Here is a 14,751-nt window from a genome sequence, read left to right on the forward strand (position 1 = left end):
AACGTGATTTTTATAACATTCTTAATGTTTTATGCCTGGCCGAAGCCAGGCATAACGCACATCAGGAGAGGACGTACTTCTCAATGGCCCAGGCAACACCGTCTTCCAGATTAGATTTCGTCACGAAGTTGGCGATCTCTTTCACCGTTGGAATGGCGTTATCCATCGCAACGCCCACGCCGGCGTATTCAATCATCGCGATGTCGTTTTCCTGATCGCCAATCGCCATGACCTCCTCGGCTTTAATTCCCAACGCCTCGGCCAGCGATTTTACGCCAGTCCCTTTGTTGACGCGTTTATCGAGGATTTCGAGGAAGTACGGCGCACTTTTCAGCACGGTGTATTTTTCTTTCACTTCCGCCGGAATGCGCGAGATGGCCTTGTCGAGGATCTCCGGCTCATCAATCATCATCACTTTCAGGAACTGGGTCGCAGGATCCATTTTTTCGGCTTCACAGAACACCAGCGGAATCGTCGCGACAAACGATTCATGCACCGTGTAATAACTGATATCACGGTTCGCGGTATACAGCGTGTTGCGATCGAGCGCGTGGAAATGCGAGCCAACTTCCCGGGAGAGCTGCTCCAGGTAGCGATAATCATCATAGCTCAGCGCGGTTTGCGCAACGGTACTGCCATCGCCTGCTTTCTGCACCAGCGCACCGTTGTAGGTAATGCAGTAGTCACCGGGTTGTTCCATATGCAGTTCTTTCAGATAGCTGTGAACGCCGGCATACGGGCGTCCCGTGGTCAGCACTACGTTCACGCCACGCGCGCGTGCCGCAGCAATTGCCGTTTTGACCGCAGGTGAAATGGTGTGATCGGGCAGCAGAAGTGTGCCATCCATGTCGATAGCAATAAGTTTGATAGCCATGAGTTCCCCGGATGAAATAAGTCCGTCCTCATGCTAACGCGATTCCGCTCAAAAAACAGCTACGAAAAGGGGGATAGAAAGGGGAATCAAGATTCCCCTTTTGTGGTTCGGTTGTAGGCCGGAAAGGCCTACAGAAGCAGGCCTTGGTGTAGGTTAAATATCGATGTTCGCCGCTTTCAGGGCGTTTTCTTCGATAAACGCGCGGCGTGGTTCGACGGCATCGCCCATCAGGGTGGTGAACAACTGGTCGGCGGCAATCGCATCCTTCACAGTAACGCGCAACATGCGACGGCTTTCCGGATCCATGGTGGTTTCCCACAGCTGTTCCGGGTTCATCTCGCCCAGACCTTTATAACGCTGGATAGCGAGACCGCGACGAGACTCTTTCTGCAGCCATTCCAGCGCCTGCTCAAAGCTGGCCACAGGTTGGCGGCGCTCGCCGCGTTCGATAAACGCATCATCTTCGATCAGCCCGCGCAGCTTCTCACCGAGCGTACAAATACGATGGTACTCGCCACCGGTCACAAACTCATGGTCCAATGGATAGTCAGTATCGACACCGTGGGTACGCACTCGGATCACCGGTTCGAACAGGTTCAGTTCAGCGTCTTTACGCACGAAGCTGTTCCAGGTGCTGCCGTGCATTTCGTTTTCATTAAGCACGTTCACCAACTGGGAAACCCAGGCCGTAACTTTCGCTTCATCAGCCAGATCGCCTTCAGCCAGCGTCGGCTGATAAACCAGCTCTTTCAGCAGCGCTTTCGGGAAACGACGTTCCATACGGCCAATCATTTTCTGCGTCGCGTTGTATTCAGAAACCAGTTTTTCTAACGCCTCACCCGCCAGGGCTGGTGCGCTAGCGTTGGTGTGCAGCGTGGCGCCATCCAGAGCGATAGAGATCTGGTATTGATCCATCGCTTCATCGTCTTTGATGTACTGTTCCTGCTTGCCTTTCTTCACTTTGTACAGCGGCGGCTGCGCAATGTAGACATGGCCACGTTCAACAATTTCCGGCATCTGACGATAGAAGAAGGTCAACAGCAGCGTACGGATGTGCGAGCCGTCGACGTCAGCATCGGTCATGATGATGATGCTGTGGTAGCGCAGTTTGTCCGGGTTGTACTCGTCACGACCGATACCACAGCCCAGCGCGGTGATCAGCGTTGCCACTTCCTGAGAGGAGAGCATTTTGTCGAAACGCGCTTTCTCGACGTTAAGGATTTTACCCTTCAGCGGCAGAATCGCCTGGTTCTTACGGTTACGCCCCTGCTTCGCAGAGCCGCCCGCGGAGTCCCCTTCCACCAGGTACAGTTCAGACAGCGCCGGGTCGCGTTCCTGACAGTCCGCCAGCTTGCCCGGCAGACCGGCTAAGTCCAGCGCGCCTTTACGACGGGTCATTTCACGCGCGCGACGTGCTGCTTCACGGGCACGGGCCGCATCGATAATCTTGCCGACGACGATTTTTGCGTCAGACGGGTTTTCCAGCAGGTATTCGCTCAGCAGTTCGTTCATCTGCTGTTCAACCGCCGATTTCACCTCAGAGGAGACCAGTTTGTCTTTGGTCTGCGAGGAGAATTTTGGGTCCGGCACTTTCACGGAAACCACCGCAATCAGGCCTTCACGGGCATCGTCACCGGTGGCGCTGACTTTGGCTTTTTTGCTGTAACCTTCTTTGTCCATGTAGGCGTTCAGGGTACGGGTCATCGCCGCACGGAAGCCTGCAAGGTGAGTCCCGCCGTCACGCTGCGGAATGTTGTTGGTGAAGCAGTAGATGTTTTCCTGGAAACCGTCGTTCCACTGTAGCGCCACTTCAACGCCGATACCGTCTTTTTCGGTGGAGAAGTAGAAGATATTCGGGTGGATCGGCGTTTTGTTTTTGTTGAGATATTCAACAAACGCCTTGATGCCGCCTTCGTAATGGAAATGATCTTCTTTGCCGTCACGCTTGTCGCGCAGACGAATAGAGACACCGGAGTTCAGGAACGACAGTTCGCGCAGGCGCTTCGCCAGGATGTCGTATTCGAACTCGGTCACGTTAGTGAAGGTTTCATGGCTTGGCCAGAAACGCACCTGGGTCCCCGTAACTTCTGTTTCGCCCGTTACCGCCAGCGGCGCCTGCGGCACACCGTGCACATAAGTTTGCTGATGCACTTTGCCTTCACGACGAATCACCAGCTCCAGTTTCTGCGACAGGGCGTTAACCACGGAGACACCTACGCCGTGCAAACCACCGGAAACTTTATAGGAGTTATCATCGAATTTACCGCCTGCGTGCAGAACGGTCATGATAACTTCCGCCGCCGAAACGCCCTCTTCCGGATGAATACCGGTTGGGATACCACGGCCATCGTCAGTAACAGACACGGAGTTATCAGCGTGAATCGTTACCACAATATCTTTACAGTGACCCGCGAGCGCTTCGTCGATAGCGTTATCTACCACCTCGAATACCATGTGGTGCAGACCGGTGCCGTCATCCGTGTCGCCGATATACATACCCGGGCGCTTACGCACCGCATCCAGCCCTTTCAGGACTTTGATACTGGAGGAGTCATAAGAATTCGACATCAACGTTTCTCGCTCATTTTATCTTGGGTTAATCCGTTATTTTACCCTTTTCCACGGTAAACATCTTCGAATTTTCATCGGACATGTCTATAACGTGTTCAGCGCTGATTGCGCTGACAAAGACCTGTGATTGCGTGGCTTTTAAGCGGCTGGCCAGCAGCCCGCGACGCGCATCATCCAGTTCAGAGGCAAAATCATCTATCAGGTACAGGCAGCGCCGTCCGCTTTCACGGGTCAGGAACTCCCCTTGCGCCAGACGTAAGGCGCACATTAGCAGTTTTAGCTGCCCACGCGACAACGTGTCTTCTACCGGCGCACCGTCGGCACGAATGCGGAAATCCGCCTTATGCGGGCCGTGTGCGGTGTAGGTCAACATGCGATCGCGTTCAAAACTGCGTTCCAGCACCTCGGCATAATCTGTCTCCTTCTCCCAACCACGCTGGAAAGAAAACGAGAGAGAAAACTCGGGAAGAAACTGCTGGCAGGTATCCGCCATATCCTGCGCGATACCCGCGCTGTACTCCGCGCGCCAGGTGCTGATTTGTTCCGCCAGCGGGATAAGTTCTCTATCCCACGGGCGCAGTTGTTCATAACGACTCACCTGACGCAGTGCCGCATTGCGCTGCTTGAGCAGTCGCTTCAGGTTGCTCCAGGCGGTGAAAAATCCGGCTTCATTGTGAAAGCATCCCCAGTCAAGAAATGCTCTTCTGTATTTGGGGCCGCCGTTGAGTAAAGTAAACCCCTCTGGCGTGATCAGCTGCATCGGCATCAGGTGCGCCAGTTCAGCGACCTTGTGCCCGTCAGTGCCATCAATGCGCACTTTGCTGTCGCCCAGTTTGTCTTTCGTCAGACCAATCGACGTCTCACGCTCTTCTCCCTGCAAACGTCCGTGTAAAACAAACGACTCCTGCTCGTGGCGAATCACGCGGCCAATCTGCAAACTGCGAAACGCCCGGCCATGGCCGAGCGTATAGATGGCTTCCAGCACACTGGTTTTGCCGCTGCCGTTCGCGCCAACCAGGAAGTTAAAGCCAGGGGATAAAGCGAGATCCGCGCTTTCGATATTGCGAAAATCGCGGATCAACAGGCGGGTGAGCGACATTACAGTCTCATTGGCATAACAACATAGGCAGCCGACTGTGATGCGGCATCTTCAATCTGTACGCTCGATACGGAATCAGTCAGCAGAATACGCACGTTCTCGCACTTCAGCGCGTTCAGAACGTCCAGCACGTAGCTAACGTTAAAACCGATTTCCAGTTCCGTACCAGGATAGGAGACATCCAGAATTTCTTCTGCTTCTTCCTGCTCCGGGTTGTTGGCGGTGATTTTAAGCTGATTTTCGCTGACATACAGACGCACGCCGCGGAATTTCTCGTTCGAGAGGATCGCCGCACGGGCAAACGCCTGCTTGAGGATATCGCAACCGGCTTCCAGATGTTTGTCCGGATTTTTCGGCAATACGCGGCGATAATCCGGGAAACGACCGTCTACCAGCTTGGAGGTAAAGATGAAATCCCCCACGTGCGCACGAATATTGTTGCTGCCAATCTGCACGCGCAGCGGGTTGTCACCGCCGTCAAGCATACGCATCAGTTCAATCACACCTTTACGCGGTACGATCACCGAATGGCTGGGCAACGGCTGACCGACAGGCATTGAACAAACCGCCAGACGGTGACCGTCGGTCGCCACAGTACGCAGCTCTTCACCTTCGGTTTCAAACAGCATGCCGTTTAAGTAGTAACGCACATCCTGATGCGCCATCGAAAACTGCGTGGCTTCAATCAGGCGCTTCATCGTGGCCTGCGGCAGGGTGAATTCGACTTCGCTCTGCCAGTCATCCAGATTAGGGAAGTCGGCGGCAGGAAGCGTGGACAGCGAGAAACGGCTGCGACCAGAGCGTACCAGCATGCGGTCGCCTTCCAGTTGAACGGCTATTTCCGCGCCTTCTGGCAACCCGCGGCAAATGTCGAAGAATTTACGTGCCGGAACGGTGGTCGCACCAGGTTCATGGGGCTGGATCAACGCCACGCGCGCCACCATCTCCATTTCGAGATCGGTACCGGTCAGAGAAAGCGCACCGTCAGCGACCTGCAGCAGCAGGTTTCCGAGGATCGGCAGTGTAGGACGTCCACCCAGCGGGCCGCTGACCTGCTGAAGCGGTTTTAATAAATGTTCACGTTCAACGGTAAATTTCATAGCGTCACGAAGATAATGTTCTGATTAAATTGGAGAAATCTTCTTTAATATCATGGCTTTCTTCACGCAACTGCTCAATCTTGCGGCAGGCATGAAGCACGGTAGTATGGTCACGCCCACCAAACGCGTCGCCAATTTCCGGCAGACTGTGGTTGGTGAGCTCTTTTGCCAGCGCCATCGCCATCTGGCGCGGACGAGCTACCGAGCGAGATCGACGCTTTGACAGCAGATCCGCAATTTTGATTTTGTAATACTCCGCCACCGTCTTCTGAATATTGTCGATGGTGACCAGCTTTTCCTGCAAAGCCAACAGATCGCGCAGCGCTTCGCGCACGAAATCGATGGTAATCGCCCGGCCGGTAAAATTGGCGTTGGCGATCACGCGGTTCAGTGCGCCTTCCAGTTCACGCACGTTAGAGCGTAGACGCTTGGCAATAAAGAACGCCACTTCCCCCGGCAGACGAATGTCGTTTTCGTCGGCTTTTTTCATCAGGATCGCCACGCGTGTTTCCAGCTCTGGCGGTTCGATCGCAACAGTCAGCCCCCAGCCGAAGCGGGATTTCAGTCGATCTTCAACACCATTGATCTCCTTCGGATAACGATCCGACGTCAGGATGATCTGCTGATTACCTTCCAGCAGGGCGTTGAAGGTGTGGAAGAATTCTTCCTGTGAGCGCTCTTTGTTGGCAAAGAACTGGATGTCATCGATCAGCAGCGCGTCGACGGAGCGGTAGTAGCGTTTAAACTCTTCGATCGCATTGTTTTGCAGAGCTTTAACCATGTCCTGCACAAAACGCTCGGAGTGCATATACACCACTTTCGCGTTCGGTTTACGCGCCATAATGCCGTTACCGACAGCATGCAACAGGTGGGTTTTACCCAGACCCGTACCACCATAAAGGAATAACGGATTGTAGGCGCCGCCAGGGTTGTCCGCCACCTGACGTGCCGCCGCGCGCGCCAGTTGGTTAGATTTACCTTCAACGAAGTTATCAAACGTATGTTTAACGTTGACGTTAGAGCGATAGGTAGGTTCTGCCGGCACCGGGACGTTGTCCCAACCAGGGCGCGCCGCAGGAGCAGCACGTTGCGGTTGTACCTGTTGCGCCACATGGGCAGGCGCGACAACATTATTTACCGGCGTCTTCAGCGTTTGCGTGACGGGTTTAGTTCCGACCTCAAAACGCAGCTGTGGGGCATCCGCTCCACAGAAGTTATTTAGTAATCCATTAATATTATTAAGGTATTTGTCCCTTACCCAATCGAGCACAAAACGGTTTGGCGCATACAAAGCCAGCGTGTTATCGCTCAGTTCCGCCTGCAACGGGCGTATCCACATACTGAATTCTGTGGCTGGTAACTCATCCTGCAATCGGGCAAGACACTGCTGCCAAAGCGAAAGTGACACGGCGGACTCCACTCGAACAAAAGTCGATAAATGACAAAGGCTGAAACATTCATGATTGTTGACGCACACCGACAAGACCCTATGCAAAGGGTGACGTGCGAATTGCTATCTGCAATTTTTCCCCGATCAGGATCCATTGAAACGATCGGGACCGCGGATCATAGCGTAAACTGAGAAAGAGATCTTCTGTTTCTCACAGATTCTTCCCGATTTATCCACAGGATGATCCAGAATCGGCTAAGTGTAAACGATCCTGGAGAAGTGCTGCAGGTTTTAGCGCGCATATTGAAAAAATTAATGAGTAAAGATGCTTTACTGCTTAAACGATCTAATAAAGATCCCGGGCGATCCTTGCGCTTTATCCACCAGCCCGTATAATTCTTACCCCCAGCGAGTAACGGTCGCCTTACGGCGTCAACGCTGCCTGTTTTTCACACAAAACCTTGTGGAAAAAAGCGGGAAATAAGGAAAGAGAATTGACTCCGGAGTGTACAATTATTACAATCCGGCCTCTTTAATCACCCACACTGTGGCGTAAGTCGTTCGAAACTCGTTCGGGTATACGCAAAAGTCAGTGAATTTATTCAAGTTTAGGTAGAAATCGCCATGAAACGCACTTTTCAACCGTCTGTACTGAAGCGCAACCGTTCTCACGGCTTCCGTGCTCGTATGGCTAATAAAAATGGTCGTCAGGTTCTGGCACGTCGTCGTGCTAAAGGCCGTTCTCGTCTGACCGTTTCTAAGTAATAAAAGCTAGCCCCTGAGTGGTTAAGCTCGCATTTCCCAGGGAGTTACGTTTGTTAACTCCCACTCATTTCACATTCGTCTTCCAGCAGCCACAACGGGCTGGCACGCCGCAAATCACCATCCTCGGCCGCCTGAATTCGCTGGGGCATCCCCGTATCGGTCTTACCGTCGCCAAGAAAAATGTTAAACGTGCGCATGAACGCAATCGGATTAAACGTCTGACGCGTGAAAGCTTCCGTTTACGTCAGCACGAACTTCCCGCAATGGATTTCGTGGTGGTGGCGAAAAAAGGGGTTGCTGACCTCGATAACCGTGCTCTCTCGGAAGCGTTGGAAAAATTATGGCGTCGCCATTGTCGCCTGGCTCGCGGGTCCTGATAGCCCTCATTCGGGTCTATCAACGCCTGATCAGTCCGCTGCTTGGGCCGCATTGCCGTTTCACTCCAACCTGTTCGAGCTACGGAATTGAGGCATTGCGCAGGTTTGGAGTGATAAAAGGCAGTTGGTTGACGGTGAAACGCGTATTAAAATGCCACCCTTTACACCCTGGTGGTGACGATCCCGTCCCGCCCGGACCATTTGATACCAGAGAACACTAACGATGGATTCGCAACGCAATCTTTTAGTCATCGCTTTGCTGTTCGTGTCTTTCATGATCTGGCAAGCCTGGGAGCAGGATAAAAACCCGCAACCTCAGGCCCAACAGACCACGCAGACAACGACCACCGCAGCGGGTAGCGCCGCAGACCAGGGCGTACCGGCCAGTGGCCAGGGGAAACTGATTACGGTTAAGACTGACGTGCTTGATCTGACCATCAACACCCGTGGTGGTGATGTGGAACAGGCTTCGCTGCCAGCTTACCCGAAAGAACTTGGTTCTACCGAACCGTTCCAGTTACTGGAAACCACGCCACAGTTCATCTACCAGGCACAGAGTGGCCTGACCGGTCGTGACGGCCCGGATAACCCGGCTAACGGCCCACGTCCGCTGTACAACGTCGAAAAAGACGCATTTGTACTGGCAGACGGTCAGAACGAACTGCAGATCCCGATGACCTATACTGACGCAGCGGGTAACACGTTCACTAAAACGTTTGTCCTCAAGCGTGGTGAATATGCTGTCAACGTTAACTACAGCGTGCAGAACGCCGGCGAGAAACCGCTGGAAATCTCCACCTTTGGTCAGCTGAAGCAATCCATCAATCTGCCATCTCATCGCGACACCGGTAGCAGCAACTTTGCGCTGCACACCTTCCGTGGCGCGGCCTACTCCACGCCGGATGAGAAGTATGAGAAATACAAATTCGACACCATTGCTGAAAACGAAAACCTGAACGTCAACGCTAAAGACGGTTGGGTCGCAATGCTGCAACAGTATTTCGCAACGGCATGGGTTCCGCGTAACGACGGTACCAACAACTTCTATACCGCTAACCTGGGTAACGGCATTGCCGCTATCGGTTATAAATCACAGCCGGTACTGGTACAGCCTGGCCAGACTGGTGCGATGACCAGCACCCTGTGGGTCGGCCCGGAAATTCAGGATAAAATGGCGGCCGTTGCACCGCACCTGGATCTGACCGTGGATTACGGCTGGTTGTGGTTCATTTCTCAGCCGCTGTTTAAACTGCTGAAGTGGATCCATAGCTTCCTGGGTAACTGGGGCTTCTCCATCATCGTTATCACCTTTATCGTTCGTGGCATCATGTACCCGCTGACCAAAGCGCAGTACACCTCCATGGCGAAGATGCGTATGCTGCAGCCGAAGATTCAGGCTATGCGTGAGCGTCTGGGCGATGACAAACAGCGTCAGAGCCAGGAAATGATGGCCCTGTACAAAGCTGAGAAGGTTAACCCGCTGGGCGGCTGCTTCCCGCTGATCATCCAGATGCCAATCTTCCTGGCGTTGTACTACATGCTGATGGGCTCCATTGAACTGCGCCATGCGCCGTTCGCGCTGTGGATCCATGACCTGTCTGCACAGGACCCGTACTACATTCTGCCGATCCTGATGGGCGTGACGATGTTCTTCATTCAGAAGATGTCTCCGACCACCGTGACCGACCCGATGCAGCAGAAGATCATGACCTTTATGCCGGTCATCTTCACCGTGTTCTTCCTGTGGTTCCCGTCAGGTCTGGTGCTGTACTATATCGTCAGCAACCTGGTAACCATTATTCAGCAGCAGCTGATTTACCGTGGTCTGGAGAAGCGTGGGCTGCATAGCCGCGAGAAGAAAAACTCCTGATTCGGTGTAGGCCGGATTAGGCGAAGCCGCCATCCGGCAAACGGAACATAACGTAAAGGGCGGTCATTAGACCGCCTTTTTTATTGCATCACAAAGAGACATATCATGAGCCATAACGACACCATCGTCGCTCAGGCCACGCCACCGGGACGTGGTGGCGTGGGTATCCTGCGTATCTCCGGCCTGAAGGCACGTGAGGTCGCAGAAACCGTACTGGGGAAACTGCCCAAACCGCGTTATGCCGATTATCTGCCGTTTAAAGACGCGGATGGCAGCGCTCTGGATCAGGGGATTGCCCTGTGGTTCCCCGGCCCAAACTCCTTTACCGGCGAAGACGTTTTAGAGCTTCAGGGCCACGGCGGTCCGGTGATTCTTGACCTGCTGCTCAAACGTATTCTGACCATTCCCGGGCTGCGCATTGCCAGACCGGGTGAATTCTCCGAGCGAGCGTTTCTCAATGATAAGCTCGATTTAGCTCAGGCAGAGGCGATTGCCGACCTGATCGATGCCAGCTCAGAGCAAGCCGCTCGCTCAGCGCTGAACTCGTTGCAGGGCGCATTTTCCGCACGGGTAAATCATCTTGTGGAAGCGCTCACTCACCTGCGCATCTATGTTGAAGCAGCGATCGACTTCCCGGATGAAGAAATCGACTTCCTGTCTGACGGCAAGATTGAAGCGCAGCTCAATAGCGTTATCAGCGACCTTGATGCTGTACGTGCCGAAGCGCGTCAGGGCAGCCTGCTGCGCGAAGGGATGAAGGTGGTGATTGCTGGTCGCCCGAACGCCGGGAAATCAAGCCTGCTAAACGCCCTGGCTGGCCGCGAAGCCGCCATTGTCACCGACATCGCCGGCACCACCCGCGACGTACTGCGTGAGCATATCCATATCGACGGCATGCCGCTGCACATCATCGACACCGCCGGTCTGCGCGACGCTAACGATGAAGTTGAACGCATTGGTATCGAACGTGCCTGGCAGGAAATCGAACAGGCCGACCGCGTACTGTTTATGGTTGATGGCACCACCACCGACGCCGTAGACCCGGCAGACATCTGGCCAGACTTTATTGCCCGTCTGCCAGCTAAACTGCCGATTACCGTGGTGCGTAACAAAGCGGATATTACCGGTGAGACGCTGGGCCTTAGCGAAGTAAATGGCCACTCACTGGTTCGTCTCTCCGCACGTACCGGGGAAGGTGTTGATGTGCTGCGCAACCATCTCAAGCAGAGCATGGGCTTTGAAACCAATATGGAAGGCGGCTTCCTGGCGCGTCGTCGTCACCTACAGGCGCTGGCAGAAGCGGCGGAGCATCTCGAGCAGGGCAAAGCTCAATTGCTCGGAGCATGGGCTGGGGAACTGCTGGCAGAGGAGCTACGCCTGGCTCAGCAGAACCTCAGTGAGATCACCGGTGAATTTACCTCCGACGATCTGCTGGGACGGATTTTCTCCAGCTTCTGTATCGGTAAGTAACCTTGTGTTGCCCGGCAGCGCGATGCTAACCGGGCCTACAGGCCCCGTAGGCCGGAGAAGGCGTTTACGCCGCCACCCGGCAACAACAATTTCCCATGTGGAAATCACTGTTGTCCAAATGGCAACTCGTGCAGTTGACTCTCTGCCCGTATGCTTAGCGCCACATTCCTCATGAGGTCGCTATGACACGCTTTCTAATCTGCAGTTTCGCCCTGGTTCTTCTTTATCCTGCCGGTATTGATATGTATCTGGTGGGGCTGCCCCGCATTGCGGCCGATCTACAGGCCAGCGAGGCGCAACTGCATATTGCGTTTTCGGTTTATCTGGCGGGAATGGCGACGGCGATGCTTTTCGCCGGTAAAATTGCCGACCAGTCAGGCCGCAAACCGGTCGCCATAGTCGGCGCACTCATCTTTATTTTCGCCTCTGCGCTATGTTCTTTCGCCGAGAGCGGTACGCCGTTCCTGGTAGGCCGCTTTATTCAGGGAGTGGGCGCTGGCTGCTGCTATGTGGTGGCTTTCGCTATTCTGCGCGATACGCTCGACGATCGCCGCCGCGCAAAAGTGCTGTCGCTGTTGAACGGAATCACCTGTATCGTACCGGTGCTGGCTCCGGTCATGGGACATCTGATTATGCTCAAGTATCCGTGGCAAAGCCTGTTCTACACGATGATGGGTATGGGTGTAGTCGTATGCCTGCTGTCGGTATTTATCCTGCGAGAATCGCGCCCAGCGACCCTCACGACGTCTACACCAAAGAACCACACCAACGAGTCTTTGGTGAACCGTTTTTTCTTAAGCCGCCTGGCCATAACCACCCTCAGCGTGTCGGTGATCCTGACCTTCGTGAATACCTCTCCGGTGCTGCTGATGGAAGTGATGGGCTTCGACCGTGGTGAATACGCCACGACGATGGCTATGACCGCAGGCATCAGTATGGCGGTCTCTTTCTCGACGCCGTTCGCCCTCAGTGTATTCAAGCCTCGCGTTCTGATGCTGACTTCACAGGCGTTATTTCTGGCAGCGGGCGTAGTGTTAACCCTTGCCGCCTCACACGCAGTAACGCTGTTTGGGCTGACTTTAATCTGCGCCGGGTTCTCGGTTGGTTTTGGTGTCGCCATGAGTCAGGCGCTGGGACCGTTCTCGCTGCGTGCAGGGGTTGCCAGCTCGGCGTTAGGTATTGCGCAGGTTTGCGGTTCATCACTATGGATTTGGCTGGCAGCGGTCCTCGGCCTTGATGCGCTGAATATGCTGATCGGGATTCTGATTGGCTGTAGCATAGTGAGTATCATGCTGATTATCATTGTTGCCCCTAACCGGTCCGCGCCAACTCATGAAGAAATCCCTCAGCAGTCTCGATCTTAATTTGTTGCTCTGCCTGCAACTATTGATGCAGGAACGCAGCGTTACCAAAACCGCCAAACGGATGAACGTCACGCCGTCGGCGGTGAGTAAGTCGCTGTCGAAACTGCGGACCTGGTTTGACGACCCGCTGTTTGTAAACACCCCGCTGGGACTTACGCCGACGCCATTAATGGTCAGCATGGAGCAGAATCTGGCAGAGTGGATGCAGATGAGCAATCAATTGCTGGATAAGCCGCACCATGAGGCTCCGCGCGGGTTGAAGTTTGATCTGGTGGCCGAAACGCCGTTGGTCATGATCATGTTTAACGCCCTCTCCCGGCAGATCTATCAGCGTTATCCCCAGGCGACGATCAAAATACGCAACTGGGACTATGATTCGCTGGATGCGATTATTCGCGGCGAGGTGGATATCGGCTTCACCGGCCGCGAAAGTCATCCGCGTTCGCGAGAACTGCTGAGCCTACTGCCGTTGTCGATCGACCATGAAGTGTTGTTTTCCGATCTCCCTTGCGTCTGGCTACGTGAAGATCATCCGGCATTGCAGGAAGAGTGGAGTCTGGACACATTTCTGCGCTATCCCCACATCAGTATTAGCTGGGAGCAAAGCGATACCTGGGCGCTGGACGATGTGCTTCAGGAGATGGGGCGCACACGCAATATCGCGTTATGCCTGCCAGGTTTTGAGCAGTCGCTGTTTATGGCCGCCCAGCCGGATCATGCGCTGATAGCCACAGCGCCGGTCTATTGTCAGCGTTATAACCAACTCCACCAGCTTCCGCTAGTGGCGCGTCCTATGCCATTTGATGCTGCGCAGTTAGAGAAAATGCGCGTACCGTTCACCCTCCTTTGGCATAAACGTAACAGCCATAATCCGAAGATCGTCTGGCTGAAAGAAACGATCAAGGCTCTGTATCGCGATATGTCCTGACGATCCGCCGCCACAGTGTTGCTTAAATGACCATTCTGGCAACAGAAATGTAAATGTCGCGTAATGTATTCCATTTCCGTTTATTTTTTAGCCGGTAAAACCTGCCTGAACGCCGTGTAAATGTTACTCTGGTTATAATCACGGACCATTAATCACGGAGCGAAAAATGGCGACACATTTTGCCAGAGGGATTCTTACGGAGGGACACCTGGTTTCAGTTCGTCTCCCTACTCCATATCACATTGAAGCAAGTAATCTACCCGCTCACCGTCGAACACGCTTCCTGGCCTCCCGAAGTCTTCTCGCAGAACTGATGTTCATGCTTTACGGCACCAGCACGTTGCCTGAGATTGTTACTGAGGCGAAAGGTAAGCCCGTTTTTCGCGATAAAAACCTGCCGGGATTTTCGATTTCTTATGCCGGAAATATTGTTGGCGTTGCACTGACAACAGAAGGTGTTTGCGGCCTGGATATGGAGCTTCAGCGAGCGACACGCGGTTTTCACAATCCGAATTCAACACAAACCTGGCGCTTCTCCAGTAACGAAAATCTGTGGATCAATAACCAAAACGACCCTAACGAAGCGCGTGCGCAGCTCATTACGTTGCGCCAGAGCGTTCTCAAACTCACCGGCGATGTGTGTAATGACGATCCGCGCGAACTCCAGCTTTTACCCGGCGCAGGGCGTCTGAAATGTGCCCATGTTGCGCAGGTTGAAGCCATTTGCGATGCGGAAGATGTGCTGGTGTGGTCGGTTGCGGTTACGCCAACCATTGAAAAACTCAAGGTTTGGGAGTTTGATGGTAAACAGGACTGGAAAAGTTTGCCTGATATCCAGACTCGCGCCAATGAGCCAACGGGTCGCCTGATCCGGTTCTCTCAATTATGCGCAGCGAAAAGCCATACGCTTAACTGATTTAACCTTCATGATGAAACAGGAGTC

Annotated in this window: 14 protein-coding genes; 9 read left to right on the plus strand and 5 right to left on the minus strand. The window is 53.8% G+C overall.

Going from position 1 to position 14,751, the window contains the following annotated elements:
* Positions 1-61: 61 nt before the first annotated feature.
* From yidA to dnaA, 5 genes are all read right to left on the minus strand, one after another.
* A complete protein-coding gene (yidA, locus tag FDX14_RS05800; RefSeq protein ID WP_042311439.1) occupies positions 62-874 on the minus strand; it encodes a sugar-phosphatase in 813 nt (270 codons plus the stop codon).
* A 153-nt stretch (positions 875-1,027) separates the two neighbouring features.
* Positions 1,028-3,442: a DNA topoisomerase (ATP-hydrolyzing) subunit B gene (gene gyrB / locus FDX14_RS05805; protein WP_137349175.1), complete on the minus strand. Its 2,415-nt coding sequence runs from the start codon at positions 3,440-3,442 to the stop codon at positions 1,028-1,030.
* Between the two features lie 28 nt (positions 3,443-3,470).
* Positions 3,471-4,544 carry a DNA replication/repair protein RecF gene (recF, locus tag FDX14_RS05810; protein WP_038635725.1) on the minus strand — a complete coding sequence of 358 codons (1,074 nt, stop codon included), beginning with the start codon at positions 4,542-4,544 and terminating at the stop codon, positions 3,471-3,473.
* Positions 4,544-5,644 carry a DNA polymerase III subunit beta gene (gene dnaN, locus FDX14_RS05815; RefSeq protein ID WP_005121477.1) on the minus strand — a complete coding sequence of 367 codons (1,101 nt, stop codon included), beginning with the start codon at positions 5,642-5,644 and terminating at the stop codon, positions 4,544-4,546. The genes recF and dnaN overlap by 1 nt, the downstream gene beginning before the upstream one ends.
* Positions 5,645-5,648: 4 nt before the next feature.
* Complete coding sequence (dnaA, locus tag FDX14_RS05820; RefSeq protein WP_137349176.1) at positions 5,649-7,052, minus strand: chromosomal replication initiator protein DnaA; 1,404 nt, start codon at positions 7,050-7,052, stop codon at positions 5,649-5,651.
* 297 nt (positions 7,053-7,349) lie between these two features.
* On the opposite strand from dnaA, the gene FDX14_RS25720 reads away from it, so the two are divergent.
* The 9 genes from FDX14_RS25720 to FDX14_RS05860 all read left to right on the plus strand — a co-directional run bounded on the left by FDX14_RS25720 (position 7,350) and on the right by FDX14_RS05860 (position 14,724).
* Positions 7,350-7,430: a hypothetical protein gene (locus FDX14_RS25720; protein WP_420867109.1), complete on the plus strand. Its 81-nt coding sequence runs from the start codon at positions 7,350-7,352 to the stop codon at positions 7,428-7,430.
* 228 nt (positions 7,431-7,658) lie between these two features.
* Positions 7,659-7,799 (plus strand): 50S ribosomal protein L34, encoded by a 141-nt coding sequence (rpmH, locus tag FDX14_RS05825; RefSeq protein WP_003023858.1) that lies wholly within the window; start codon positions 7,659-7,661, stop codon positions 7,797-7,799.
* Between the two features lie 17 nt (positions 7,800-7,816).
* Positions 7,817-8,176, plus strand: a complete 360-nt coding sequence (gene rnpA / locus FDX14_RS05830; protein ID WP_003844432.1) for a ribonuclease P protein component — start codon at positions 7,817-7,819, stop codon at positions 8,174-8,176.
* The gene (yidD, locus tag FDX14_RS05835; protein WP_003023846.1) at positions 8,140-8,397 is read left to right on the plus strand and encodes a membrane protein insertion efficiency factor YidD; all 258 of its coding nucleotides are present in this window, start codon (positions 8,140-8,142) and stop codon (positions 8,395-8,397) included. The genes rnpA and yidD overlap by 37 nt, the downstream gene beginning before the upstream one ends.
* A 2-nt stretch (positions 8,398-8,399) precedes the next feature.
* The gene (gene yidC / locus FDX14_RS05840; RefSeq protein WP_006687746.1) at positions 8,400-10,046 is read left to right on the plus strand and encodes a membrane protein insertase YidC; all 1,647 of its coding nucleotides are present in this window, start codon (positions 8,400-8,402) and stop codon (positions 10,044-10,046) included.
* Between the two features lie 105 nt (positions 10,047-10,151).
* Positions 10,152-11,516 carry a tRNA uridine-5-carboxymethylaminomethyl(34) synthesis GTPase MnmE gene (gene mnmE / locus FDX14_RS05845; RefSeq protein ID WP_048237057.1) on the plus strand — a complete coding sequence of 455 codons (1,365 nt, stop codon included), beginning with the start codon at positions 10,152-10,154 and terminating at the stop codon, positions 11,514-11,516.
* 182 nt (positions 11,517-11,698) lie between these two features.
* Complete coding sequence (locus tag FDX14_RS05850) at positions 11,699-12,880, plus strand: MFS transporter (protein ID WP_042311432.1); 1,182 nt, start codon at positions 11,699-11,701, stop codon at positions 12,878-12,880.
* Positions 12,849-13,808, plus strand: coding sequence for an HTH-type transcriptional regulator YidZ (yidZ, locus tag FDX14_RS05855; RefSeq protein WP_042311429.1), 960 nt, complete (start codon positions 12,849-12,851; stop codon positions 13,806-13,808). Before FDX14_RS05850 ends, yidZ begins: the two co-directional genes overlap by 32 nt.
* Before the next feature lie 166 nt (positions 13,809-13,974).
* The gene (locus tag FDX14_RS05860; RefSeq protein WP_042311427.1) at positions 13,975-14,724 is read left to right on the plus strand and encodes a 4'-phosphopantetheinyl transferase family protein; all 750 of its coding nucleotides are present in this window, start codon (positions 13,975-13,977) and stop codon (positions 14,722-14,724) included.
* The last annotated feature ends 27 nt before the right edge of the window (positions 14,725-14,751 follow it).

The organism is Citrobacter sp. wls710, from assembly GCF_005281115.1.
GTDB lineage: Bacteria > Pseudomonadota > Gammaproteobacteria > Enterobacterales > Enterobacteriaceae > Citrobacter > Citrobacter werkmanii.

Bases quoted from the DNA above. Each gene is read 5' to 3' on its own strand.
- yidA (WP_042311439.1), bottom strand. From the start codon at position 874: ATGGCTATCAAACTTATTGCTATCGACATGGATGGCACACTTCTGCTG.
- gyrB (WP_137349175.1), bottom strand. From the start codon at position 3,442: ATGTCGAATTCTTATGACTCCTCCAGTATCAAAGTCCTGAAAGGGCTG.
- recF (WP_038635725.1), bottom strand. From the start codon at position 4,544: ATGTCGCTCACCCGCCTGTTGATCCGCGATTTTCGCAATATCGAAAGC.
- dnaN (WP_005121477.1), bottom strand. From the start codon at position 5,644: ATGAAATTTACCGTTGAACGTGAACATTTATTAAAACCGCTTCAGCAG.
- FDX14_RS25720 (WP_420867109.1), top strand. From the start codon at position 7,350: ATGAGTAAAGATGCTTTACTGCTTAAACGATCTAATAAAGATCCCGGG.
- rpmH (WP_003023858.1), top strand. From the start codon at position 7,659: ATGAAACGCACTTTTCAACCGTCTGTACTGAAGCGCAACCGTTCTCAC.
- yidD (WP_003023846.1), top strand. From the start codon at position 8,140: ATGGCGTCGCCATTGTCGCCTGGCTCGCGGGTCCTGATAGCCCTCATT.
- yidC (WP_006687746.1), top strand. From the start codon at position 8,400: ATGGATTCGCAACGCAATCTTTTAGTCATCGCTTTGCTGTTCGTGTCT.
- mnmE (WP_048237057.1), top strand. From the start codon at position 10,152: ATGAGCCATAACGACACCATCGTCGCTCAGGCCACGCCACCGGGACGT.
- FDX14_RS05850 (WP_042311432.1), top strand. From the start codon at position 11,699: ATGACACGCTTTCTAATCTGCAGTTTCGCCCTGGTTCTTCTTTATCCT.
- yidZ (WP_042311429.1), top strand. From the start codon at position 12,849: ATGAAGAAATCCCTCAGCAGTCTCGATCTTAATTTGTTGCTCTGCCTG.
- FDX14_RS05860 (WP_042311427.1), top strand. From the start codon at position 13,975: ATGGCGACACATTTTGCCAGAGGGATTCTTACGGAGGGACACCTGGTT.